At 54.7% G+C, this 24,733-nt stretch carries 19 protein-coding genes; 4 read left to right on the top strand and 15 right to left on the bottom strand.

Annotated features, from left to right (window positions below; all coding sequences use genetic code 11):
• Positions 1–24: 24 nt before the first annotated feature.
• From NHH03_RS16365 to NHH03_RS16335, 7 genes are all read right to left on the bottom strand, one after another.
• Positions 25–555, bottom strand: coding sequence for a hypothetical protein (locus NHH03_RS16365; RefSeq protein ID WP_253158060.1), 531 nt, complete (start codon positions 553–555; stop codon positions 25–27).
• Positions 556–612: 57 nt separating this feature from the next.
• Positions 613–4,068, bottom strand: coding sequence for an efflux RND transporter permease subunit (locus tag NHH03_RS16360; RefSeq protein WP_253158059.1), 3,456 nt, complete (start codon positions 4,066–4,068; stop codon positions 613–615).
• 9 nt (positions 4,069–4,077) lie between these two features.
• Positions 4,078–5,505 carry an efflux RND transporter periplasmic adaptor subunit gene (locus NHH03_RS16355; protein WP_253158058.1) on the bottom strand — a complete coding sequence of 476 codons (1,428 nt, stop codon included), beginning with the start codon at positions 5,503–5,505 and terminating at the stop codon, positions 4,078–4,080.
• Between the two features lie 161 nt (positions 5,506–5,666).
• Positions 5,667–6,083 carry a hypothetical protein gene (locus NHH03_RS16350; protein WP_253158057.1) on the bottom strand — a complete coding sequence of 139 codons (417 nt, stop codon included), beginning with the start codon at positions 6,081–6,083 and terminating at the stop codon, positions 5,667–5,669.
• Between the two features lie 104 nt (positions 6,084–6,187).
• Positions 6,188–6,577 (bottom strand): class I SAM-dependent methyltransferase, encoded by a 390-nt coding sequence (locus NHH03_RS16345; protein ID WP_253158056.1) that lies wholly within the window; start codon positions 6,575–6,577, stop codon positions 6,188–6,190.
• The gene (locus tag NHH03_RS16340) at positions 6,574–6,810 is read right to left on the bottom strand and encodes a hypothetical protein (RefSeq protein WP_253158054.1); all 237 of its coding nucleotides are present in this window, start codon (positions 6,808–6,810) and stop codon (positions 6,574–6,576) included. Before NHH03_RS16340 ends, NHH03_RS16345 begins: the two co-directional genes overlap by 4 nt.
• Positions 6,811–6,819: 9 nt before the next feature.
• Positions 6,820–7,737, bottom strand: coding sequence for a zf-HC2 domain-containing protein (locus NHH03_RS16335; RefSeq protein ID WP_253158052.1), 918 nt, complete (start codon positions 7,735–7,737; stop codon positions 6,820–6,822).
• A gap of 186 nt (positions 7,738–7,923) precedes the next feature.
• On the opposite strand from NHH03_RS16335, the gene NHH03_RS16330 reads away from it, so the two are divergent.
• Entirely contained in the window at positions 7,924–8,370 is a 447-nt protein-coding gene (locus NHH03_RS16330) for a hypothetical protein (RefSeq protein ID WP_253158050.1), read from the top strand.
• A gap of 422 nt (positions 8,371–8,792) precedes the next feature.
• Here NHH03_RS16330 and NHH03_RS16325 read toward each other — a convergent pair whose 3' ends face one another.
• A complete protein-coding gene (locus NHH03_RS16325) occupies positions 8,793–9,257 on the bottom strand; it encodes a hypothetical protein (RefSeq protein WP_253158049.1) in 465 nt (154 codons plus the stop codon).
• Between the two features lie 240 nt (positions 9,258–9,497).
• Here NHH03_RS16325 and NHH03_RS16320 point away from each other — a divergent pair, with 240 nt between their 5' ends.
• The 3 genes from NHH03_RS16320 (at position 9,498) to NHH03_RS16310 (ending at position 12,302) form a co-directional block, all read left to right on the top strand.
• Entirely contained in the window at positions 9,498–11,087 is a 1,590-nt protein-coding gene (locus NHH03_RS16320) for a hypothetical protein (protein ID WP_253158047.1), read from the top strand.
• A 427-nt stretch (positions 11,088–11,514) separates the two neighbouring features.
• Entirely contained in the window at positions 11,515–11,685 is a 171-nt protein-coding gene (locus NHH03_RS16315) for a hypothetical protein (protein ID WP_253158045.1), read from the top strand.
• Positions 11,686–11,879: 194 nt separating this feature from the next.
• Positions 11,880–12,302 (top strand): hypothetical protein, encoded by a 423-nt coding sequence (locus NHH03_RS16310; RefSeq protein ID WP_253158043.1) that lies wholly within the window; start codon positions 11,880–11,882, stop codon positions 12,300–12,302.
• Positions 12,303–13,441: 1,139 nt separating this feature from the next.
• Here the strand turns inward: NHH03_RS16310 and NHH03_RS16305 are convergent.
• The 7 genes from NHH03_RS16305 to NHH03_RS16280 all read right to left on the bottom strand — a co-directional run bounded on the left by NHH03_RS16305 (position 13,442) and on the right by NHH03_RS16280 (position 24,717).
• Entirely contained in the window at positions 13,442–15,109 is a 1,668-nt protein-coding gene (locus NHH03_RS16305) for a tyrosine-type recombinase/integrase (protein WP_253158041.1), read from the bottom strand.
• A gap of 207 nt (positions 15,110–15,316) precedes the next feature.
• Positions 15,317–15,529 (bottom strand): helix-turn-helix transcriptional regulator, encoded by a 213-nt coding sequence (locus NHH03_RS28400; protein WP_390895578.1) that lies wholly within the window; start codon positions 15,527–15,529, stop codon positions 15,317–15,319.
• A 215-nt stretch (positions 15,530–15,744) separates the two neighbouring features.
• Positions 15,745–17,256: a hypothetical protein gene (locus NHH03_RS16300; protein ID WP_253158040.1), complete on the bottom strand. Its 1,512-nt coding sequence runs from the start codon at positions 17,254–17,256 to the stop codon at positions 15,745–15,747.
• A 307-nt stretch (positions 17,257–17,563) separates the two neighbouring features.
• Positions 17,564–18,373: a DISARM system phospholipase D-like protein DrmC gene (gene drmC, locus NHH03_RS16295; protein ID WP_253158038.1), complete on the bottom strand. Its 810-nt coding sequence runs from the start codon at positions 18,371–18,373 to the stop codon at positions 17,564–17,566.
• Positions 18,374–18,376: 3 nt separating this feature from the next.
• Positions 18,377–20,206 (bottom strand): DUF1998 domain-containing protein, encoded by a 1,830-nt coding sequence (gene drmB / locus NHH03_RS16290; RefSeq protein ID WP_253158036.1) that lies wholly within the window; start codon positions 20,204–20,206, stop codon positions 18,377–18,379.
• Positions 20,203–23,601 carry a DISARM system helicase DrmA gene (gene drmA, locus NHH03_RS16285; protein WP_253158034.1) on the bottom strand — a complete coding sequence of 1,133 codons (3,399 nt, stop codon included), beginning with the start codon at positions 23,599–23,601 and terminating at the stop codon, positions 20,203–20,205. The genes drmB and drmA overlap by 4 nt, the downstream gene beginning before the upstream one ends.
• A 423-nt stretch (positions 23,602–24,024) precedes the next feature.
• Positions 24,025–24,717, bottom strand: a complete 693-nt coding sequence (locus tag NHH03_RS16280) for an HIRAN domain-containing protein (protein ID WP_253158032.1) — start codon at positions 24,715–24,717, stop codon at positions 24,025–24,027.
• Between the last annotated feature and the right edge of the window lie 16 nt (positions 24,718–24,733).

The raw sequence follows: 24,733 nt of genomic DNA, 5'->3' as shown, positions 1-24,733 counted from the left end.
ATTGTCCTTGTTGAAAGAGTGCGCCTACTCGTGGTCGTGAGCTTCTTCTTTGAAGTCGCCTGAGTACGGCGTGCCATCAATCACGCCCGTCATGCTACCTTCGTACTCTTGGACGACACCAAGCTTTTCATGAGTGCCGATGAACCGTGACGCTTTGCCATCGGGGTCGCTTTCTTTAGGTGACGCATTCAAGGTCACCGTCATTTCCGGATCGACGATGTTTAGCTCGATGGTTGCGGCATCAATCGGAGCAGGCGTCTTTTCATCGCCACCAAGCAGATAGACGGTAGCTTGAGTCTTGTCGTGATCGACAGTGAACTCCGCGTGATATTTCCCGCCGCCCCAGTCAGCAATGACACCGCCGTGCGGCCCGGCACCGTGGCCGTGGCCGGCGACGCTGTGATCGTTTCCCTCACCTTCGGCGTGTTCAAGGCCGTCGTCGTCAGTTTTGACGGTCGGCGTTGGTGTCGTGGACGCGGTATCTTGCTTGCAGCCGACGAAGCCGAAAAGGCAAGCGACGGCGAGCAGCGAGGCGAACGAGGCTTGAATCTTCATGGAATGGTTCCTTTGGATAGAGAGTGAAAGTTTTGTCGTAGCAGTCGAGTGTGTGGGTTAAATCATGGCCAGTTCGTCCTCCTCTGCTTCTTGCTTTGCAAGTCGCGCGGCGTCTCGGCCGCTGAACTTCCAAAACAATCCGGGGTGAATCAGGAATTCGCAAAAGGTGGATGTGGATAATCCACCAAGGATGACCGTCGCCACCGGGTAAAGAATTTCACGTCCAGGCTCTTGGCCACCCAAAACCAATGGGATCAGTCCAATCCCTGCGGTAAGTGCCGTCATCAACACGGGGGCGAGTCGTTCGAGACTTCCGCGAACGATCATCGCTTGCGAAAACTCTTCGCCTTCCTCCGCCATCAGGTGAAAGTAGTGCGTCACCAAAAGAATCCCGTTGCGAACCGCGATCCCACCGAGAGAGATGAAACCGACTAAGCTGGCGACCGTAAGGCTTTGCTGCGTGATGACCAACGCCAGCACACCACCGATGAAAGCGGTCGGTAGCGCGTTGAGAACTTGCAGGACGATACGCACCGATGGGAACAGCAGCATCAGCACAACGAACATGCCAACGGTGGAGATGCCGGCCAGAACGATGATTAGCTGCGTCGCACGCTGCTGGCTTTCAAACTGCCCGCCATACTCGATGAAATAGCCGATCGGCATTTGCACTTCATCGCCGACTCGTTGTTTGATTTCACCTACCGCGCTCGCAAGATCGCGGCCCTGCGTATTGCAGCGGATCACAATCCGTCGGCGGGCGTTTTCCCGATTGACGGAGTTTGGCCCGGTGCCTTCACCGATGTCAGCGACCTCTCGCAGTTCAATCTGTCCGCGTTCGGTTTCGTCGGCTTGATGCGGTAGGTCGATGCGAAGACGCCCGAGATTGGCATAGTCCGTCCGATACTCCTCCTCCAAGCGAACGAGCAGATCGAAACGACGTTGGCCTTCGAGCACCTGCGACACGACCTCGCCTTGCAAAGCCGTTTGCAACACGTTGGCGACGTACTCTCGTGTCAGCCCGTGCAAAGCCAAGTCATCCGCGCGTAGCTCGATGTGCAACTCGGCCGTTTCGCGAATCGGTTCGACGATCGGGGGTGTGATGCCAGGAATGTCTTGGATCGTGTTCTTGACTTGCTCGGCGACTCGACCAAGAGTGTCGAGATCATCGCCGTGAATCTTGATCGCAATTTGAGCGTAGACGCCCGAAACCATGTGGCTAATCAAGTGGGCAAGCGGTTGCTCGACTTCGATGTCAACGCCCGGCGCTTCATCGCTGATTTTCTCCAACAGATCGGCCAGGATGTCCTCTCGATTCGTGTCGGAGTCCGGATTCATGCTGAGGATGTATTCGCCGACATTCACGGGCGATGCGTGTTCATCCATCTCGGCCCGACCGGTTCGACGAACAAAATACAGAATCTCTCCGTCGGGCGCTTTATCCGTCTTTTGCATCGACTGAAAGACCGCGTCGATGGAACGCGAAACTTTGTTCGACGCATCCAGTGACGATCCCGGCGGAAGCGTCACGTTCACTTGAATGCTGCCTTCGTCGAAGGGCGGCAAGAAGTTCCTGCCCAACCGGGACATTTGCCAAGCCGCGAGTGCGACCACAATCCAAGTTAATATCAGCAACGTGCGAGGCATCGCCATACTGAGTCGAATCAGCGGCGTGACAAGTTTCTTCAGTCCGTGTAGCAAGAACCCATCGCCCTCCCGGTGAGTCGCACCAGACTTGGGCAGAAAGTAGTACGAAAGCACCGGCGTGACGGTCATCGACACGACGAACGATGCCAAAATCGAAACGATGTACGCAAACCCAAGCGGTGTGAACAAACGGCCTTCCACGCCCGAGAGCGCGAACAGTGGCAGGAAAGAAAGAATGACAACGGCGGTACCGAAAACGATCGAACTGCGAATCTCTTTGCTCGCTTCAAAGACGATGACGATTGACGGCTTTTGCTCCTCGATTGAAAGCGAATTGTTTTGTTTCAAGCGACGAAAAATATTCTCAACGTCCACGATCGCATCGTCGACCAGCTCGCCCATGGCAACCGCGATGCCGCCAAGCGTCATGACGTTGATCGACAGTTCACTGCCACTAAGGATTCCGACCAATCGGAAAACCAGCGTTGTCAACACAAGCGACAACGGAATGGCGGTGAGCGTGATGAACGTTGTGCGAAAGTTCAGCAGGAACAGGAACAAAACGATGATGACCAGGACCGCACCGATCACGAGTGCTTCAGCAACGTTGAAGATTCCTCGGTCGATGAAGTTCTTCAATCGAAACAGTTCACTGTTGACGATGATGTCGGCTGGCAACGACGCTTCGACCTCCGCAAACGCCGCCGCGACGTCGTCGGTAAGTTGCCGCGTATCGACATGCGGTTGCTTGACCGTCGTGAACACGATCCCTGGCCGACCGTTGACACTTCCGTCGCCCCGCTTGAACTGCGGACCCTCGGTAACTCGGGCGACTTGTTCGAGCAACACAGAGCGTTTGGGGTTGCTGCCGACCGGCACCTTTTTGAGGTCTTCAATGACCACTCGCGATTGCGGTCCGAGTCGGCCGAGAATGCGAATCGGCCGTTCCGTTTCGCCTGTGACGGCGAACCCGCCGCTCGTGTTGATATTGCTTTCCCGCAATGCTTTCTCGACGTCTTGCACCGTAATGTCGTATTCCAACAAAGCGGTGGGGTCGATCAAGATTTGATACTGTTTTCGATCGCCGCCCTGCATGAATACTTCCGCGACGCCTGTCGTCTTCAAAAGCCGAGGCCGGATGATCCAATCGGCGATCGTACGAAGTTCGAGTTGTTGTTTTGCGTCGGAATAGAAGTTGGCTTCATAGGTTCGTCCGTCTATCTCAAGCGTCGCCGTTCCGGTGTTCGGTTCTTCGGCCGCAGACCAGCCAACCAATTGCAGATCAAGCTTCTCCCAAGTCGTGAAATCGTGTCGATCGCCCGATCGCCAAACATCAATGCGAGGCGTATTGCCGTCGGACTCGATCATTTCTGCTATCAGATTGGTCGTTCCAACTTGAGCTAGCTTTCCGCCATTGGGACCGTCTTGGCGATAGATTCCCGCGATGATGATCTGACCCATGATCGAGGACGGCGGTGTCATCTGAGGCCGAATCCCGGCAGGCAGTATGCCTTCGAGCGTGGTCAACCGTTCTTGCACAGTCTGGCGAGCTGCACGAATCTCGGTCGACCAATCGAATTCGACGAAGATGATGTTTAAGCCTGAAGTTGACTGACTGCGAACGGCCTGCACTCCGTTGGCACCCATCAACGCGATCTCGATCGGCTGAGTGACCAGCGTTTCGACTTCTTCGGTCGCCAAGCCTGGTGCCTCGGTGATGATGACAACGCGAGGCCGGTCTAGGTCGGGAAAGACGTCGATCGACATTTGGGTCGCAAGGTACGAACCGTAGACCAGTACGACCAAACTGATCACGACGACCAGCATCCGGTAACGCAATGAGAACTTAATAATTGAGTCGAGCATTTTGAATTCTCAGTGTGCGGCGTGAACGGTGCCGTCCGGATGGACGTGCAGGCCGGGCTGTTCACCGCTGGCTGTTTGTGATTTCAAGACTCGTTTCAGCGATGCGGCGGAACTCTGGGCCAAATAGCTGCCGCGAGGAATGCTGCCGTCATTGGCGATCACAATCGACTGACGGTCTTCGTGCAGGACATGAACCGGCAACTGTTTGAATAGGTCGCCGTTTTGACGAAACACATAGGCCTCGGGGCCGTCACGCACGACGGCGTCGGCGGGCACAACGATGACGTCCTCGAACTGCTCAACTGGCACGCGAATCCTTACTCGTTGGCCTGGACGGAATCTCCAAACCAAGAACTGTTCGCCCGATTTCGCGTAGGCGTGAAACTGATTCGACAAAGGGACAAAGAAGTCGAAGGTTCGGTTATCGGGGTCGATCGAATTGGACAGGTGTCGAATGCGAAACGTTTGCTGGATTGTGGGCCAGTCCGCGGGCTTGTCGTCCGCAAACTCGATCTCGACGGGGCGACTCTCCGCGGCCACCTTCTCCAAGAATGACGCCTCGCGTTTGAAAGCGTGTCCAACAACGTAGAGCGATTGGTGGTTCGATAACTTGGCGAGCAACTGGCCGGCTTGCACCTGCTGGCCCATTTCCACGCTTAACTCTTGAACTTCGTATGCCACGTCGCTCGGTGAGGCAGCGTCCGTGATCAAACTTGCTTGCTGGACTTCGCTTTGCGTTTGCCGGACCAACGACGCATTCCCAACCAATGGCGGTGGAGCGGTGACTTCGATGGTTGAAACGAACTGACCTTGTTGTTGAACAAGATCAATCTGCCCGGGACGCAATCCTCGCGTCAGCAAATCTTGCCGAGAGGATTGAATGATCGCTCGCTGACGGCTCATGTCTGCTCGCAGTTCGATCATCTTTGCCTTGGACACTGCCCCCGTGCTGACGGCTCCAGACAAGCGGTCAATCTGTTCCTGGATGATGCCCGTTTCTTGGTTCGCCTTGAATAGCTGCGTCTGCGTGTTCTGCAAGTATTCGCTGAACAATCGAAGCGTGAACAGGGCATCGCCAGGCCCCATCGTGTCGCCCGGAAACGCATGGATCGCGGTCACAATGCCCACTGCAGGCGACGTCACGCCACGATCCGACAACCCCGGCCGATCCGCCACGACACCAGGAATCGTGACTGATCGCCAGTACGCTTGCGGCTTGGCGGGAGCGGACGACAAGCCAAGGTTTTTCCTTGCTTGCTCGCTGATCTCAAGCACCGTTTGCTTCTCAGCAGACTCGCCCGACGAGCTAGCTGTCGGCGTTTCGCTCACCTCTTTACTACCAAACAGTTCTGCTCGGAAGAACCAGAGCGCGGCGACAACGCCGATGATGATCACTGGCCCGACCAGGGCTTTCAAAGCGGATAGGAAGTGTTTCATTGTGGAGTTCGTTCTCGACGGATTTTCAGCGGGCATCACAAACCGGTAGCGAAAATCTGCAAAGACTTCCGGCTAGACCGAAGTGGTGGATCGAAACTCTTGGTGAGTTCCGCTACGGAGAGGCAGGTGCAACGCAGTCAAAGAGTGCGCGCACACGTCCGCTACAGCCGAAGAGAGGCCGTGAGAAGATAGATTGGCAGAGTTGCATAGCGATCCGGCGGATCACTGGCTCGCCATCGTGGTCGAACATCGACGGTGATCGGCACAGAAAACGCGACCCAGTCCGCCGAGTGGACCTCAATCCCGATCGCCCCAGAGGTTCGCGTCAACGATTGACCCGATGCAACTAAATAGATGGCATCAGAATCGTGTTCGGCCGCTGGGGAGAGCGAGTCGCTGGGCGATGTAGATTCGTCTTCGTCAGCATGCTCATGGGCGTGATCGTGACCGTGCAAATGCACGTGTGAACGAAGGGCATGACCGTCCGGCTCAGCCACACCGCTACCCGCGTGCGAATGAGGCAACGCAGGCCCCAGCACAAAAAGCGGAATTAGCAGAATGGAAAGAAGTCGGTTCAAGTGAAATTACCTACCATGTTGGATATACCCTCATGAAGTATAGATAGGCGTTTGTAGGCCGCCTAGCCCAATCTCAATCTCGGCCCACTCAACTCTTGCGAGCCTCATTGATCTAGAGCTCGAAACCAATCAAAGACGTGGTCGTGGCCTTCGATGCCGGTAACGGTGTGGCGGGCGGGGGCGTCAAGGAATCCGGTGTGCTCGAAGCGTGAGGTGATGCCTTCGTTGTGCGTTGGATCGGGCGTTCGGTCGGAATCCCAGCCGAGCATTAGGTAGCCGCTTGGTTGTAAAGCTTGATGACATGCCGTGATCATAGCGCAGACACTTTCTTGCGTATCGACGCCGAAACCCAAGAGTCCGTTGATGTGGATCATGTCGAACCGGACACCGCGAAAGACTCGGTCGACTTCGCACATGTCGCCGGTGTGGTGAAGCTGGCCGTTTCCAAAACGTGCCGCCGACGGATCAAAGTCGATCGTCCAAACCGCCGTCATCTCCCGGTCAAAGAGTTCGGGATATCGTCCTGTGTAGCGGCGTGTTCCAGCGAGCAGCACATTGGCGGCTTGCTTTGCATTGCCTCCGAATTCGACGTAGCGGAACTCAAGGACACATTTGGCTCATCCGAGCCGCCGCCAAACCAAGAAGCGACGAAGACACCGAGCAGCACAAACGCCACCGCCTGTGCAATCCAGAGTTTCCCGCGGTGTTGTTTGAAGAATTCGTTCATGAGTTCGCTTTAGGATTTGTCCAACCAGGTCACCAGCTTCGCCACTTCCTCTTGGCCGCGAACGCCAACGGCTGTGACGCTGCGAGTGCCTTGCTTCCAAGTTGCCGCGATGCTGGAATCGAGATCGACGAGGCAGCAATCTTTGTCGCCGCACATCGCCATGCTCTGGCGGCGATCGCCAAACCAAGCCGCCTCTTCGTCGTCGTGTTCAAACAGAACCAGCGTCGACCCGTCACTTCGTTTGCAAACCGCCTTCACACAAGTGCAGCAAGGCATCTTCAACACGCTGGTCGACGCCAACGAATAGCCCTCGGGCAATCCACTCGAAACGATCGGGCGATAGCCGACCAGCTTTACTGCTCCGTCCGCGTCGACTTTTTCACCGTCGTACTTGGTAAGCAGCATCTGTTCCGCTCCGTCTGGATCGCTGGGCAATTTCTGCAAATAGTCGTCCATCACGCCCGCGAACTCGACCATGTGTTCGGCCGACATCGCTTCTTCGCCATCGTGCGAATGCCCGTCGCTGCCGTGCATCGCCATCGCACCACCGCCGGCCATGTCGTGATTGCTGTCGCCGCCGAACCACAGCCCTGCACCCAGCAGCACCAAAACGGAAGCCGCCATCGACACCAGCCCTGCACCATACGGCGACTCGCGAACCCAAACGCTAAACCGTCGTGACAGTGTCACCGGCTCAGCGGCCATCGGAAGTTCACGCTCAATCCGCTGCCACAGATCAGACGGTATTGCTGGGATGGGCGATTGAGCGAAATCCGACCCGAGTGACGTGAACGAACTCAGCTCTGCCGCACACGATTCGCATGACTCAACGTGTTTCGCCACCGTTGCCGCTTGTCCAGCCGCAAGCTCGCCGTCGTGATAAGCCGACAGGTATGGCTGCACCGTTTTGCAATCGTTGGTTGACATAACCCACTCATTCTCTGTGAGACGCTTCTGCTGATGTGTTTTTGATGCCCGAAGTCCGCGTTTCTTCACGCATTTAGGCCAATTAGAAGAATTCTTGTCGCGCCGCGTGAAGAAAGCGACCGCCCACGTATCCAAATGCACGTCAACTGAAGAAATCGCCCTCCTCATCCGCGAATGGAAAACCCCATGCGACTCACGAAATTCATCCCGCTTCTACTCGGCGGGCTGCTCATTCTCGGCATCTACGGCTGCAACTCGCCGGAATCCGATCCTGTGACGCCACCCGCGACTCCCGCCAGCGACACGGCCGAGGTCCACGTCGACCATGACCATCGCGACCACGCCGATCACGATCACGGCGACCACGCCAGCGCCGATTCCGACTCGCCGATGACAAAGATGAGGGCGGGGTTGAAAGAGCTATCGCCGGAAGATTACAAGTCCGCCATGGCCCAACACATGTGCCCCATCAGCGGCGAGATGCCGGGAACGATGGGAGCACCCGAAAAAGTCGACGTGAACGGCAAGTCGGTGTGGATTTGCTGCGACGGCTGCAAAGACAAACTGCTCGCCGACCCTGACAAGTACCTCGCGGCACTCAAAGCCAAGGGAATCACTCCGCCCGCGTTCTAGAAAGCGGGCCGCTACCCAAGATATTTCAAGGGAATGGAGTGAGGTGTTGCCCATGCGGGATCAATTGGTACTCGCACGTGCGCGCCAAAATTCTCGGCTACCGAGTTCGTGATTAAGGCCGCACAATTTTTCAACTTTCCGTGGTAGATTTCTTCCCAGATATCCTCTCGGTAACGAGCGAGTATCTGTGACGCTGGCGCGTCGATTTGCCACTCGATCAAGTCAATTGATTCGCAATGACGCTCAAAGGCGTTATCGGGAAGTGAGACACCACAAAAAATGAGTCTCGCCCTGCAAATGACGGTGCAGTTTTCGGATCGCGTCGCGGTAGTTCTGATCTACTTAGTAGACGCTTTTGGTCGGATCAACAACCAAGCTTGGTGAGGTCAGCGGGAACGTGCTAGGATGATGCGTCCAAACTTTCATGTCACGGGGCACTCAAAATCTATCAATGTTTCAAGATCGCTAACTGCAAGCTGCGGGTGTGCCTGCAAGAGAGCGTGAAGGACAGAGCAAGCTCGAAAACGCCGTCCTTCGCATTGAGATTGCGCGAGGGGAATTTCTGCCATGGATTCACAAAGCGTCGGTCCGTTTGGCTGCGGGCTTTCCCTCATGATCGAACCATAGCGATCATTAAGATAGGTCATCAGCTTTCGCTCTTCTCGCCAACTGTGATCAATCGCCCAGAGTAGAACGTGTGTTTCGTACCATGCTGTCTTGACACCTTTCAATATCGCTTTGCAATCGGGAGCACTGTACCACTTTGGGCCGTTCCGGATTTGTGCATCTTTTATCTCCATCTGTTCAATCCAAGCTTTCTCTTGCGTCTTGGCCCACTTTTCGGCGGCCGCTAAATCGCCAAACTCGGATTGCTCAAGAACGGACATGATCGGATCTTTGCCCTCATACCGAACGTACATTAGCCAAACGTCTTTGATTGTATAGCCGTACTCAGCCTCCGATATGTGCATGCGAAATCGCAGATCAAGGGGTGCATTCCCATTTTACGGACGTTTTTGCTAGCGAACTTCCGTCGAGATCGCCGCGCATGCAGGCGGGCCTGTGTTGCTTAGAATTCCATCGATCAATGGATGATCTTCGCTTCTCAGTCAAGGATGCAAACTCTGATGACAGGATTGACGATGGATGGACGCGACGGGGAAAAGATCCAATCGGTTCAGGAGATGATATTACGCTTCCACGCCGAGATACTTGGCAAGGCTCCGGCTTGGAGTGACAGCCTTCAAAGCGAGCCGTCCGGCCTCGAGGCGATTGAGACCAGCGTCCATCATGCCTTCGCACGCGGCGCAGACATGGTCGTGGCCGGATTGATCGCCATGACCATCGCTGAGGAAACGTTTGATAGCGCCGCCGAGCAGACTCGCAAGCAGTTCTCCCGCCCTCTGCAAAAGGGTCGCGAGAGAACCATTGCCATCCGTTTATTCGGTGGCATGCTGATTTGGGCCACCACGCTCTATTGCGGTCCCAAAAAGAAGCGTTTTCGAAAAGACGACCAGCCCCGAGTCGGATTGGATGTCACGTTGGCCCAATTCGGATTCGGCAAAGCGGTTTCACCGGCGCTTCAAAGCCGTGTGACGCGGCGTGTGGCTCTGTGCCCCTCGATCGCATTTGCTCACCAGGAGCTCGTCCGTGACGGAGTCCAGTTGGATGCCAAGGCGGTCAAGCGAATCACTTATCAATGCGGCGATGGGTTGTTGGCCCTGAGACGACATCGCGTCGAGTTGTTGCGGCAAGGGAAATTGCCTGCGGGTAATGAATTAGCGGGCAAACGAGTCTCGGTGCAGATCGACGGAGGCCGCATGAAAATCCGTGGGAAAACCAAACCGAAAACGACCGAGGCTGAGAAGGTTAACGAGGATGGTCTGCTCACAGGTGATGCGCCCGGTCGATCTCAAAAGCGACGGACGCGGACGTACGATGCCGATTGGCGTGAACCGAAGTTGGTGACGATCTTCGTTCACGACGCACAAGGCAAGATGGCGAAGGAGACCAAAGCAACGATTGACGGAACCCTGTTGGGTCCCGACGCGATCGCCGAAGTCGTGGCGATGCATCTGCACCGCTTAGGTGCGGCGCAAGCCGAGTGTGTTACGTTTGTCGCTGACGGGGCCCCTTGGATCTGGGATCGGATTGCGGGGATCATTGAGTTAGCCAGCCTAAGCGATGTGCGGACGAACCAAGTCCTCGATTGCTGTCACGCGGTTCACCACATCTCTCTTGCGTTGGGTTCATTGGGTCTGAGTCGCGAAGAACGGAACCCGCTTTACCGCGAGCATCGGACACTGCTCCGCAATGGCCATTGGCGTCAGGTTGTCGAGGAACTGAGTGCCTTGGAAAACGAGGAGCAACCGAACGCGGAACTGCAAACCGAGCTTGCTTACCTTCGTCGACACGGTGAGTCAGGTCGGCTGAGCTATGTGTCATTTCGACGAGCGGGGATTCCTTGTGGCAGCGGTGCGATTGAAAGCAGTATCCGACGGGTGATCAATCTTCGTTTAAAGAGCAACGCGATGTTCTGGAAAAGCGAGAACGCCGAGTCGATGCTTCAGGTCAGGAGCCAAGTGGTACCGGACCAATGGGATACAGCGATGGTGGAACTGGCCGAATTCAATCGGACGCATGCCTCAGACGATTGGCGGTGGGAACCACAACCGATGACCGCCCAGCGTGAACCTTCTCATAACGTAGCCGTTTGACTCCGCAATTTACGATGTTTTCCATTCTGCGATTTGGGAATGCACCCAGATCAAGCTTGTTGGTTTCGTCGACGTAGCGAACGTCTTCAGGGTGCAGCGGGCCGGTCAGCGAGTAGACATGTTGCGGAATGACATGACGGTACCCATGCCCGAAGGCGGGACACAGGCTGGCTGATGCCCTGCAATTTAAGGCTTGAACAGGAAATTGCCATTTCACCAAAGCACGGTAGCCCAAGACGGATGGCGAAGACCGCACCAAACATGCAGACGGACCGTTTTTCTTGTTTTGGAACACCTTCGATAGATTGAGTTGACCGTCAGACCTGATGGGCATTTCGTGTCCGGATGGCCAAACCAGCGCCAAGCTTTCCGAGACAACTATTTACGAATCCCGTTCGACGCTTCAACCAATTTAAGGAACTCGAAAATGCCATCCCCATTCGACGCCAATCAATGCGAATCAAAACAAAATTACGTACAACGTGAAATGGATATTGCAAAAGAACGTTTGCACCAACTTGAGGCAACCGTGCCTACACTGGATGCAATATGCGAGAAGGCTGAGAAGGAGTTGGATTTGCTCGACTTGAATGGCTAGAAAGCCCACACGTTCGCTTCTTTCCCGATGGGAAAAATTCAAATATTTCCTTGGCGATCCGAAGAATGCAAGCCATTGCTGAATCTCAGATCCTCTGCACGTGCGGTTCGAGACCTGGTGGGTGATTTTGGTGAATTCTGGAGATTGCGGTGAAATGAGGGAGATCATTTCCTCATTCTCACTGAACAATCCCGATGCATTGCACCTACTCTTCAACCACCTGGCCGTTCGACAGATCTGCGTCTCGCCTCGGCTCTTTCAATGCCGTTGATTCGCCGATTGGTTACGTCGATCATTTGCGACTCGAACTGGAATGCCGAGAAAGCCGCGTCTTTCAATCTGGATCCGGCTATCGCCTTTATGACCACGCCGAAGTGGTCTTCACCGCAGAAGGCTTCGGCCTCTCCGTTTCATCAGCTCAATTGCTCTGCAACCGTTTCGGCGGCCTTGGTGTTTGGCTGTGCAACGGTTCCTGCGACTCCCGCAAGCTGTCGAGCTACAGGGAATGTCCAGGCGGTACCCAGCTAAGGAAGATGGCCGGCTGTGCATGCTTCACCGACCGCTCCGCTGGACTGACGCTCGTCCGCTACTATTGCTTGACGATCGCTTATCGATAGCGGAAGACCTGACTGATGCCTACGTGGATGACCAATCCCCATCCATATCGGCTGTCCGCCCTGCTTGGCTTCTCTCCAGTCAGTAGCAACGTCTGTCTCACACAGACTCTCAGACGCACTGCCGCGGCTTCCACAAATTATGATGCCGAGACGCGTAGGCAGTTTGCTTGCCGACCGGTCGGCAAACAGATGAAGTCTCTCAGCTATCCACGCTGCTTTCGAATTCATTTTTGACGGCACATCAATTCAGGAAAAACAGAAATATGCGTCTATGCTGCTTGCCAAATGTTACCATTTGGCGGATGTCCCCTTTTTTGATTGACTTCGCAATCGTCGCAGACAATGTTTGCGGGATCGTTACAGAAAACGGAACAGCCCGATGCCGCGGCAAGACAGGACAAGCGCGATCAATCATTGACCAGCATCGAGAATTGTTCGAGCTTGTCTCGGATGACATGGTTTCTCTTTTGCAGCGGGTGCGTTTGGATTGGTCCACAGACCGTCGCTCAATTGAACCGACTTAAATCACGGCTCAAACGTGGCCGTAAGCAGCGACAAAACTTGTCAGACTGTTGGTAGCAGTAATGCGGTGATTGAAGCCAACACGGGTAGGAAAGCTCAGCGGTTGGCTGCCTTCGACACCGTCAACGTTTCTTCCCGTCTAGATCCGATTAAGTACGTGGGCTGGATGGTGAAGAGAGCCGAACGCAGTCCGCAAGTTCACGTCGCCACGCCTTTGAGTCAATCCCGAATCAGCAATCAACGTCAACGAGCGATGTCGAAACGCCGAATGGTCAGCTGAAAGTTACCGGCCTAAAAGTTACCGGCCTACCTATGCGAACAAAGCCCAGTCGACGTGACTGGATGCAGAAAGGCACCGCTCTTGTAAAGCGCCCCATGCTGGTGTAAACCCAATCGTCGGCTCCTCAACAACCCGTGAACCCACACCGAGATAGCTTGTGACCATGGATACCCGCATTCGATTTCAGCCTCTGTTGCAGTGATGCAATACAGGTCGCCCTGCTGGCATTTTTGTCGCGACCGGCCGATTCGCGATTGATTTCTCGATTTAGCTGTCGATAGGTCAGCGGCCTGAACAGTGCCGCGACCAGGGAGCGCGAGAGCAAAACGTGATACATCTACTCATAACCAGTTCCCACGGAAGAAATGAGACGAAAAATCACATTCAAGTGGACAGGCAAGTGGCCACAAGAAACACCCCCAAGTGGCCACAATTCAGTTGACCCATAACTCTTGACCCGCAAACGACTTATGATCCTTTGACCGAACTCATTTTCGCAAGCCAAGAACGTTCGGGACGTAGAGGTCGCAAGTTCAAATCTTGTCGCCCCGACTGCATCAAACCCTGTGAAACCCTGCGTTTCGCGGGGTTTTTCTTTGTTCAAGGCGTCGTCTTCGCATTCGCCCAATTGGTCAGGAATGGACTCAAAATGCCCCCGTTGGCCAGGAGTTGGTGCATCGGCTGGTGCATCGGCTGGCGATACAGAACTGCAGTTTAAATCCGTGTTGTCGGTTGGGATCTTTAGCTCCGGAAGTGCCTCGACGGCTTCGGCCGTGTCCAGCAAGCGAGCGTCAGTGTAGGTGTTCATCGTCAAGCTAATGTCGCTGTGACGCATTGCCGCCTGCGCGACTCTGGGGGCGACACCCGCTTTTGATAAATGTGTACCAAAGGAGTGCCGAAGTGCGTGAATGTGGACCACGCTCCCATCTGACTCTTTTTCAATTCCAGCTAACTTTAGATCGCGGTCCATGATACGGAGCATGCCCGCCGGGACGTTAAACACCCTGGCGCTGGGTTCGCGACCTTGAATCCACTCGCGCAACTCCGCCGCCAGGTCTGAACGCAGAGCGACTGTCGATCCTTTCCGGCTCTTCTCGTTGCTGTGACGCAGCTTGACGAACGGAACGTCACCAAAGGACAGATCCTGACAGGCAAGAGTTCGAAGTTCGTTGACTCGCAAGCCGGTAAGCACCAGCGTCTTGTAAATCATTGCCCGTTCATGACCTAGTTGCTTCAATTCTAGTCTTCGGCGGTCCGCGACTTTAGCCAATTGCTTTCCTTTGTTTTTACCGGTTCGAACGGTCATTGCGTCGCGTAGTGGTCTGCGCCGTGCAGCGTCCAGTAAATCGGTCAGTTCCTTTTCGGTCAGCGCCCGGGCCGTTCGACGGCGATCTTGTTTCGGGTCCAATCGCCGCATCCCCTCGAACGGATTTGTCAGCATCCGTTTGTCGCCATTCATGTGCGATCGTTTGCCGGCCATCCGTTTGCCGACGCACCAGAACCCGAATGCCACCCAGGATTCGACGAACCCGTTGTAAACGGATGCAGATACTGGCTTCGGCATTTTGTCCGCATCCTGCTCCTCTGGCTCTTCCCTAAGCTCGCCAAGCCATTTTTCGAACCGATCGACATTCATGTCCGAAAGCCATCGAAATCCACAGCCTTCAGCCGATTGTTTCATTCGCGTTTCCATCGTCTTGATGCGATCAGCGTGGACGTTGCGGGCCTTCAAATGGTCCACGTACGTGGCGATGTGATCCGACAGCAAAGTAGACTGATGCTCAGCGATTGCAGCCTGGTCTGCTGTGAGGATCTTGGATTTAACTTGTTCCGAACGTCGAACCAAGTCATTGAGCACCGAATTTGCAGCGTCTCGGTCGCTACACCCTGTGGATACCTCAAAGACGACCCCCTCCCCGTTGCGGTACTTCGCCGTCCATCTAGACGACTTCACTTTGATCCTGGGAGAGCCATCCTTGCCCGCAGTCAGTTCTCCGGTCTGCAACTTTCCCGACCGATCTCGCCACTGAACGTACTCAATGCCCTTCCGAGTAATGGTTCGCGCCCCAGATGGTACAGGTCGTATGTAGGTCTTCTTGAAAATTGTTGCCACTTGTCAACTCCTCGGATTCTTCCCGAATTCTGATGCCAACCACCGACTGGCGGCATCACTCCCATAATTCGCAGCCGTCGACGACGGCTATTGCCCCGGTCATCTCTTCCCTCGAGACTTCGTTGCTGCTCTTTGATTCGTCAACGTCCTTTTCGGGCATCCATCTGCGATCCAATCGTTGATGTCATTTTCACGCCATCGAACGAGGCGTCCAAACCTTACGGGCAACGGCATGTTGCCAGCGTCGGCAAGTCGCTGGATTGTCCGACGAGAACAATCCAACAGTTCTGCGACACGATCGATCGAGAGCATCTTTCCTACTTGGGTCCCGCTGATTGCCCCTATCTGATTGACCTTCTTTTTCACGTCCTGGCTCCTGTGGAGACTGCATGGCTTTGCCAGACACCTGCTGTCCGACTAAACCAAAATCTAGCTGCAGCTCAGTGCCCATCAACGTCGCCCATACGGGCATTCCACGGGCATCCATGGGCATTGAAACGCGTTCCCGTCAGAGCCCCCTCGACGCGTTAAGAATCACCATTGTTCTTCGTAGGCCGCCCCTTTCGCTTTTTCAAGCCGAAGTGCCTCGCGTAACTCTCCGCATATCGTCCTGCCGTGCGACGTCTGTTGTCCAACGCATTTCGTTGCCTATCGCTTGAAAAATTCTGGTAGGTCTCGTCCGTCATCCGCCCGATCGCAAACTCCATTTTCATCGCAGCATCGATAATGTCATCCCAGCTGTGACGTCCGCATTGCCACTTCCAAAAGAGCCAGCGGTCACGCTCCAAATCGCCATTCTCACCGTAGGACAACTGTTGCTTCTTTTCTCCCGGCCAAGGCTCAACATGGGCGGTCAAGTCTGAGTCACGCCAATCGGGTGGATGCTCTGGAGAGGGGCCTATCCAGTTCCTTGCGTCCTGCGAGCTCTGTTCGCTGGCTGACCGGTGACGGGCGTCGTCTGCTGCCGCGTCTAAATCGCCCTCCCTTAGATGCGCGACGTGACGATGCTTTACTCCATCCGTTCCCTCTGTATCGCTAAGTTGCTTCGAACCGTTTTCACCACTATCGAATTCTGACGGTGCGATCTCGAGAGAGGGAGTAACGCCATCTTCGATTGAGCCATCGCACTTCCTTGCCGGCCCCCCTTCAAAGTCCCGGACATTCAGTTGCATTGCTTCCGGATAAAGACTGGACGCATTTTGAGACCGAATCGCATATAGAGCGGTAAATCTTGATGCACGCAAAACCAGTGGATGTTCCGGAGAAAGTACTGGCGAAGAATTCGTTTTCTGAGTTGTCGGTTCGCCGATTGATCGGCAAAGGGCATCGTCGACCGCCGCGACTAAATCAGTGGTCGTTAGGTGAAAGAAGTACCAATGCGTTCTTCGATACGCTCCCCAGTCGTCATTAAGCCACTTCGTAATCTTTTGACCCGTATCTAAATCTGATCTTGATGACTCGCCTTCGGGATCGCCAGAATAGCTCACTTGCCGAGCCGGTTCCCCTTCAAAATCCCGGTCATTCATTTCTTCTGCTTCCGGGAAAAGATCGGACTCAGTTTGAAAACGAATCACATCTTGGATCGACTCATCAATAGATTCGTCAAACTGACGTCTTCGCACAACTCGCTTGATCTTCCTGTTAATACGATCGACCCTTGAGTACTCCATACAAGCAGCAATCTTTCCGTCTGTCGCATCGGGTGGAAACAGATCCAACAGGGAACGACCGTTTGCAATCAGATTCTGTATGACCTGTTGAGAATCCGATGTGCCAAAGGCAAACGTATCCGCAATAGCGAACCCTGCCAATTTGTAATTTTCACTTTGCATTTGAAGTCGCTTGAGTTCAGTGGCTTCAACGTTCGCCAAACGCGAGGCCAAAATTTCCAGCTCATAGATACAATCTGCGTCTACGGCTACCGCTTCGAGATCCGGCCCATATTCCCGCCTCGCATGTCGAGTGCCGAACACGACAAGCGGTATTGGTCTTTCGCTGATTTTGTTCAGCTTTCCCATCAAATTTTGATATTGATTCATCGGCAAACGAGAGTGGGGGGCGTGATCACTGTCCAATCGAAATAAGCTGCGTCATTTCAGTCCTCTGGACGACACGAAGCGACATATCTCACGGCACCTCACCAATCTAACCGCTGGCCAGACGCCCTGCACGACGTTGATTTAATTGCCAACTATGCTCGCAGCCCCCTCTCCCAAAGTCATCATCACGCCGCCGACTCAACGTCAGGGAGCAGGTCAAGAGAGTCACGGAACCCCCTCGGCAGGACCAAGCTGATGAAGCCTGCATCGACATCAAGGCTTCCATAATTTTAAGAATCCCGAATACCTACAATGCACGTTTGAACAGACCGGCTTCCAGCATTTTCCTGAAGTGGAGAGATGTCTTTGTTGCCAGATGGCTGGAGTTCAGATGTAGGCCGACTTCGATGTTTCTCTGCTGACCAGCTTCCGTAAAGTTTGCGGAGGAGATGAATACGTGAGCGTTGTCGACAATCACGCACTTGGCATGAAGCGACGAGCGAATCCGGCTATCGTCGGCTACTGACCGCGGATCGTAGTGGACTTTCGGCAACCGGCCGCTTTTTGGCCACTGGGTTGTCTTAAAGCGTTCCACGAATCGGGAGACAATAATCTCTGACTGGGTTGTGTCGCGATCAGGGCGTGCAATGTTTAGAAAGAACTCGACATCAAGGTCTGGAATTTCGTCCATACGTTTCGCCAAAGCCTGGAAAACCATCTGCCCTTGGTAGATCGCATAGCCGACCACGACGACGCTTTTCATTGCGTGAGTGAAAAGCTCGCGGACCACTACAGCAGTGTCACGATTGGTTAGCCCTGGTGCTTCTGGCCCCGATGTCACCAAATCAATTTGAGGTTTTAACCCGCCCGAATTTCCCAGACGATCCATCGAAATCATGTTGAGACAAGCTGCAACTTGATTCCCATTGAACGATTCCTCGGCCAAACGGTTGATCCCCGAAACGACATCGTCGACAAAAGGTCCTGAAATCAAGCGACGTATTTGCAATGCCGAACATGGAACTGAGATCCGTCCTGATTCCAGCCCCATGGCGAGAGAACGCAGATCTGAGTCGCTTAAGCGAACAAAATCGCTAGATGTATTCTGGATGCCCATCAGTTATCGCGTTGAAAAGAATTCGATGCCAAGATTGTCGACCGTTGGAACCACTAGTGCTCGATCCAAGAATTCGTTGTGTTGTTCACACGATGTCTCTGATATCAATAGGCAACCGTGACACGCGGCACCATGCAAGAACCGACGTTCGTGCTGATTCGCTGGTTCGTGCTGAGCACACACGGGATCGTTCGAGCAAAGCTCACCCATTTCAAGTGCACCTCGAATGTGTTCGTCAATCCGACGTCCGACCTGGATGAGCCCTCCGAGTGTCCCTTCGGCATCGGAAGTTCCTGTGTATAGCAGCATTCCGTAGCCAACTTCGGGGATGGTGTAGATCCGCTCGCGGATGGAACTGGCGGGGTATCCACATTCAAGTGAAACCGACGTGATCAACATGTGCGAGAATGAATGAAATAGGACGTACGGCAGCAACCCTCCTTCCTCAACAAACTTTTTAGTCGCACCGCTACGTTCCTCTTTCCACGCTTCATAGCCACCGAGCAACCGCATGCCACGGGACTGAACCTCTGGCCGAGAGGCCCAATTTTCGACAACGTGCTTCTTGAACTGAATAAAGATTCCCTCGCCACGGTTCTCCACCGCCGGAAGCCAAGTGATCTCTCGAGCTAGCGATGCTCGGCGAACGCCCATTTCCAGTTCGCCGTCAATGTCGGGTGAAACCGCCTCGAACCGAGTGAAGCCAACTTGAGCCATTACTTCGCGGAGTCGATGCACCAAGACGATTCGTTCGATCGACTGCATCCACGGTTTGTCCCACATTTCCTTTGGCAGCGTGCGTGCGAAAAAATTTCCGTCCGGCTTGTCATCGCCAAGCTCGTCTTTGCTAGCGATCAGTGTTTCCATTTCGGCTTGCTTGATCGTCTTTGGTGGCCCCGCGGATTGCCCGCGTCGCATTTTGACTTCGGCGAACACTTCTTCAATCTCGTAGCCATCCAGGACCGCATTGACCTTGGCTTTCTTTCGTTCATACTTCAGTTCGCCGACGTCCTCGACTTCACCGATGAAATCCCAGACCAGTTCGACTGCTTCTCGAAGCTCAACGTTCCGGTCTGGCAGCGAAATCACACTCATTAGCTGCGTAAAATAAGCGTTGCTCGCCGTTCGGATCAGAAGGCGATTGGGTTCGCCGCATTTCTCGTTCGCGTACGCCCCCAACCATGGACGCTTGCCGTCACAACGCAGCATCGTTTCGGGCTGTTCAATCGCCAAAGCCATGCTGCGTTCGGCCTTACCGCATTCGCAGCGGATGTAGACCTCCGCCAAGTCACCGCTCGTCCCACGCTCTTCAATCCACAACTGGCGTCGACATTCGGTGTTTCCACCATGAACGAAGTTGTACCAGTCGATGTCACCGATGTGCCCGTTACGGCAAGCACGTACAAAACGAACCGGGACAACACTGCGTTTCTTGCGATTGTCGTCGACAAACTTGCCTTTCGTCAGCATGTTTCGATGCACCAGCATCCGCGCACGCACCATGCCGAAGCTGGCGTCACGATCCACGTCCTGCGTGATAAACCATTCGGGAAATTGCCATGCGGTAATCCCGGTTTGGGGTGCAGTCGGATCATCATTGTCCGGCGGCGGGCTGAACAGCTTCAGCACTTGCAGCGGGGGATCAAAGAGCTGCTTCAATTTTTCGACGAGTCGAGGTTCGATGACTTCGTCGCCGCCACCCGACCATGAATCGAGACCGCCAATCAGAACCGAGTGATTGGGCAGGTCCATCATTGAGCCTGGACCAAACGATGTGATCAACTGACTCTGTCGAATCTGGCCGTGAGGACGGGCTCCGGGTTTTCTGCTCATTGCTCATCCTCCGCGTCGATTTCAACACCGTCAATCGTCTTCAGCCACAAATTCACACTCGGTTCCACGTCACGCATGGATCGGTTGGCACGAAACTTCTTATGACGAGGCGGCAACGTTTTTAGCTCGGGGTTAAGGAATTCGTAGAGCAGTCGTTGGGCACTGCCGGCTTCGGTTTGATACTGAAGTGCTCCGCCAGTGTCATGAAGCTCCTTCGCAATTGTGCTCCATGTATCCAGCAGATCCTTGCAGCGATCCAAGACCTTCTGACGTAGTTCCGCGGCATCGGGCGAGGACGAATCGTGGTGGGTTTCTAATGCGCGGTCCGCAAGTTGCTCGATCGCAAACTGCAAACTTGGCATTTCCTTCAAAATCTCGGTCGCACCACGCGGTGGCGTCATTGGCAAGTGCCCATGGCGTACCAATGCGATGAACGTGCCGGCAAGACCGCGATCGAGTGCTCGCGGCGAGAATGGCGTCACGCTGGTGGCTTCGACACTGCGATAGAACGATTCATGGAAGGCTGCGAAACGCTCGTAGTGCGATCGGTCACGAGGTCGGTGAATGTTCAGGATCGTGATCACGAGGCCCGGACGCGTGTCGTCACGACCGACGCGGCTGGTCGCTTGGATGTACTCGCTGCTGGTCTTTGGTTGCCCAAAGCACACCATCAAGCCCAGACGTGTGATGTCCAAGCCGACTGAGATCATGTTCGTCGCGATCGCTACATCGACTCGGTCTTTTCCTTTGAAGGGTTGCTCGAGCCGTCGCTTCGCCTCGGAAACCTTGTCCGTACTCACCCGACTGGTCAATTCCACCGGCTCGTATGCGATCGTCCGGTCCTTGAACAAACCATCCATTTCACCAACACGCTTTCGACTGCCTCGGCCCGTCAACTGTGTTCGTACTTCGTCTTCGATCAGTCGACGTGCACCACCGAGTTCTCGCAAACTGTTGAAGTAGCCGAGCAGAGTCATGTACGGATCGGCCGGATTGGAATCGGCTTTCGCGCCGCCGCATTCCTCGTATGCTTTTTGCGATGTCGCCAGCAAAGCCAGATACAACCGCAACATGATGACCTTGGGGCTGCGTCCCTGAGCCGCGATGCCAACGTATTTGCGAGCGTTGCTTTCAGAGGTTGAGTGGGTGCGGGCAAAGAACGAATCGCGAATATCCGGACCGGGCGGCGGGAAAACGTCTACGTCAGGACGATTGAACAAGGATCGAATTTGGCTGAGCGCGCGCCGGACCGTCGCGGTTGAAGCAATGATCTTAGGCCGAACGTCCTGTCCATCGACTTGAATCGTCGAGAGCTCGTCCAGTGCCGTCTCGTAGAGGCCGACCATGGTTCCAAGCGGACCTGATATCAAATGCAATTCGTCCTGAATCACCAAGTCCGGCGGCGGAAGCCGATCAACCGGCAGCGGACGCCCCGAACTCGTGTCGCAAGGACCATAGAATCCTTCTGAATCGACTCGGTCAACCTTGCCAAAAAAGCCGCCGACTTCGCCCGTCCACGGCATCGCCGCAAACTTATCAACCGTCGCGATCAGGAAGCATGGCAAACGGCGATAGATCGGCTCGTCGACCGAAAGAATTGGCAAAGGATTACTGCGTGAAAACTCACAACGGCGATTTGCACATATGACTCGCAAGTCCGATGGGTTGTCAGTATTGGGTACCAACTGAAACGAGTTTGATTTAAACTTGGTTCCACACCACGGACACTCCTCTAGCGGAATCGGCGACGGCTTTCGGTCATCGTTTTTGAACGCGATCGTTTTTGCTCGTGCAGAATCGCGATTGTTCTCACCCTTGCGTCCCATCCGATTAGGTGTCGCCGCTCGGCCCACCCATAATCCAATCTCGAATGGCCATTCCCCTAGCTTCTCGACATCTTTCTGTCGCTCCAACTCCAGCGCACAAATCAATGCCGCTGCACGTCCGAGTTGATCCAACGTCAAAAGTCGAAGTGTGTACCGCATTAGCACGCTCAAACCCGCTGACGTCAGGCCCGGATTGCGCAATCGTCGCAGCACCAGTGTGAATGCCGCCAATCCCAGATACGCTTCCGTTTTACCACCACCGGTTGGAAAGAACAGCAAATCGACCAGTTCACGATCGTGGCTGACGGGGGCCGCGATTCCCTTCAAGTTCATCAAGATGAACGCCAACTGGAACGGTCGCCAAGCCGGCGTGATCTCTTCGGGTGCCTTGTTTAACTGCAAGGCCAAGCGACGCCGGCCCTGAGCCGCCATTGTTCTGTTCGCAATCCGAAACGCTTCCAAGCAATCGGGATCCGCCAACAGCTCGATGCCCGCTTGAATACGCTTGGCGGCCAAGTGGGCACGGTGCAAAAGCTCTTTGGCTGTTTCCAGTCGCCGCGGTGAAAGCCCCGCCAGCCCGGCCGATTGCTTGTCAATCCAATCACGGTAGCTGCTGGCGCATCCGCCAAGCTGCTCGATCGCGTCATCGCCATCCCGCAGGAAGGCGAGCGTTTCCATGTTCAGTGTCACGCCGTCGATCTTTGACGGAGCTACTTTTTCAACTTCGGCTGTGGGCAGATGGCAAGTGCGGACCGTCTTGCAATGTCCGTCTTCGACAACAGACTCTGTCGCCACGCTGTGCCCAACGGAGAACTCGAATGAGTCGCGATACTGGACATCCGAAACACGCTCGTCCCAATCATCGCTTTCCAGACTATGTAAATTAGGTCGAGCGATGAACGAGGTGTCGCACTGGACCTCCAATTCGACCTGAAAGATAAAGCCCTCATCACGAACTTCGTCAGGTGAAGCTCTACGTCGGTTGACTACGAACATGGACAAGCTGCGCGTTCCCTTGGGCAGCCCGCCTTCAATGTCACCGTCTGGGACGCCACGAAGTGACCAAACAAGCTCGACGCCGCGACTGCTGGGAACCTGAACCACACCCTGTGCGGGAATCTTGCTGCCCAGAGCGACTGAAACGATCTGTTCATGCAGATTGCGACGCCACTGGACAGGAGATCCTTGCTTGGATCCGTCTTCCTGCTCAGCACGCAGGTACTCGCCAAAACGAACGATCGCTTGCAGCTCACGCGTCTCCGTAGGAATCAACACACTTAGCCCAAGGCTGCTCGGCAGGTACGACCGACGTGCGGCCGACTTTTCCGGTTCCTCGTTCTCGTCCACGCCTGCAACTGCAGGGGCCTGATCGACGTCATCGTCGCTATTGGGATCGAACCGTTGTTCTTCATTAGCATCTGTCGGCACCAAGAACCCCGTCAAATACCAACGCGAAGGAGCCTGCGGCAAAACCTCACGATGATCGCCCAGCGCACCTGACGGACCGATCAAATCCACTTGCAAAGCATCCAGCAACGATTGGCGAACTTGGATTGGCTCTGTGCTCATCAGTACGGCTTCATGCTGGGCTGTCGAATCGGCAGGGTTTGGGAGGGCCAATTGTATCAGCGCAGAACCCTCCCAACAGACGGCGACGTCTGACGATTTACACCCCCGCTGGAAGTCTTCCCAAAGAGATACCCAGCGACTGCGCTCAACCATGTACGGGAGCGATCTGCTGATCAAGTTAGTCAGGCACAATCAAAACAAGGCTGCAATGATCGTAAGCGGAAACACGAAGAAGCGAACCGCCATCTCCATCTCGGACGTCTATTCCGCTCTAGATGACTTCAAGTGCAAGTGGGAAAACGAAGAATGTGATCCCAAATCCAAGCAACGCATTTGACAGCCAAATTTAAATACGGGTCCAGATTCGATCCGGCGGACGGTTGACAAAATTCAAATTCGCCAAGTCCCCGTAGGGTCGCGCCGTCAAACTTCCACCAACTCGGGAATGACCTCAAACTCAGGTCCGCTGCATGGTTTGAAATCTGCCGGCCAGCATCCTTGGAACCGACACAGAAGTCGTTGCTGAAAAGGGGCATCAGAATTGACTTTCTGCGCAAACAAATTGACCGTGCCGCTGGGGCAATCTCGCAGCAGCCGGGTCAGATCGTAAGCCAAGTAGCGAGGTGCATAGCCGATGTGTGTGCTTCCGGAATCAATTGCGACTGCAAAAGGGTCGACCGGATTGTCGGGTTCACAACGCAGCGTCAGACGGTCACCTGAATGCATCTGCGACAAAGCTTGGACCGCTTCGCTGCGATCTAGCTGATATCTCATCCCGTGCACGAAAAAGTAATTCAAATAACATCCGTGGTCATCAGGAACCGGGCATGGAAAGACCTCGACCGCATCAGTCTTCTTGATCCCCTCGCTCCGCTGGAGCAGTACCAACGGTTCCGGCGGATCGGCGGGATTGAAATCGTTCCAGCGAAGAAAGTCGTTGTATTCCGGGCGTGACTTTGGAAGTAACCGATTCAGCAGCACCGGAAACAAGGCTTCAGAATGGTACACCGCTTCCAAATTCGTCATTCCATCGAACGGCCGGAAACCTTCCAGGCTACGAGCGCCTTCGGTGTAGCTGAACCGATAAATCACCGCGTTACCGACGGATGACCGCATCGCATCTACCCTCGCC

The sequence above is a fragment of the Stieleria tagensis genome (assembly GCF_024129865.1).
GTDB classification, from domain to species: Bacteria; Planctomycetota; Planctomycetia; order Pirellulales; family Pirellulaceae; genus Stieleria; species Stieleria tagensis.
This window is presented reverse-complemented; position numbering and strand designations above follow the sequence as displayed.

Excerpts from the sequence above, each read along its gene's own strand:
- NHH03_RS16365 (WP_253158060.1), bottom strand. The coding sequence starts at position 555 with ATGAAGATTCAAGCCTCGTTCGCCTCGCTGCTCGCCGTCGCTTGCCTT.
- NHH03_RS16360 (WP_253158059.1), bottom strand. The coding sequence starts at position 4,068 with ATGCTCGACTCAATTATTAAGTTCTCATTGCGTTACCGGATGCTGGTC.
- NHH03_RS16355 (WP_253158058.1), bottom strand. The coding sequence starts at position 5,505 with ATGAAACACTTCCTATCCGCTTTGAAAGCCCTGGTCGGGCCAGTGATC.
- NHH03_RS16345 (WP_253158056.1), bottom strand. The coding sequence starts at position 6,577 with ATGACGGCGGTTTGGACGATCGACTTTGATCCGTCGGCGGCACGTTTT.
- NHH03_RS16340 (WP_253158054.1), bottom strand. The coding sequence starts at position 6,810 with ATGAACGAATTCTTCAAACAACACCGCGGGAAACTCTGGATTGCACAG.
- NHH03_RS16335 (WP_253158052.1), bottom strand. The coding sequence starts at position 7,737 with ATGTCAACCAACGATTGCAAAACGGTGCAGCCATACCTGTCGGCTTAT.
- NHH03_RS16330 (WP_253158050.1), top strand. The coding sequence starts at position 7,924 with ATGCGACTCACGAAATTCATCCCGCTTCTACTCGGCGGGCTGCTCATT.
- NHH03_RS16325 (WP_253158049.1), bottom strand. The coding sequence starts at position 9,257 with ATGTCCGTTCTTGAGCAATCCGAGTTTGGCGATTTAGCGGCCGCCGAA.
- NHH03_RS16320 (WP_253158047.1), top strand. The coding sequence starts at position 9,498 with ATGACAGGATTGACGATGGATGGACGCGACGGGGAAAAGATCCAATCG.
- NHH03_RS16315 (WP_253158045.1), top strand. The coding sequence starts at position 11,515 with ATGCCATCCCCATTCGACGCCAATCAATGCGAATCAAAACAAAATTAC.
- NHH03_RS16310 (WP_253158043.1), top strand. The coding sequence starts at position 11,880 with ATGCATTGCACCTACTCTTCAACCACCTGGCCGTTCGACAGATCTGCG.
- NHH03_RS28400 (WP_390895578.1), bottom strand. The coding sequence starts at position 15,529 with ATGCTCTCGATCGATCGTGTCGCAGAACTGTTGGATTGTTCTCGTCGG.
- NHH03_RS16300 (WP_253158040.1), bottom strand. The coding sequence starts at position 17,256 with ATGAATCAATATCAAAATTTGATGGGAAAGCTGAACAAAATCAGCGAA.
- drmC (WP_253158038.1), bottom strand. The coding sequence starts at position 18,373 with ATGGGCATCCAGAATACATCTAGCGATTTTGTTCGCTTAAGCGACTCA.
- drmB (WP_253158036.1), bottom strand. The coding sequence starts at position 20,206 with ATGAGCAGAAAACCCGGAGCCCGTCCTCACGGCCAGATTCGACAGAGT.
- drmA (WP_253158034.1), bottom strand. The coding sequence starts at position 23,601 with ATGAGCACAGAGCCAATCCAAGTTCGCCAATCGTTGCTGGATGCTTTG.
- NHH03_RS16280 (WP_253158032.1), bottom strand. The coding sequence starts at position 24,717 with ATGCGGTCATCCGTCGGTAACGCGGTGATTTATCGGTTCAGCTACACC.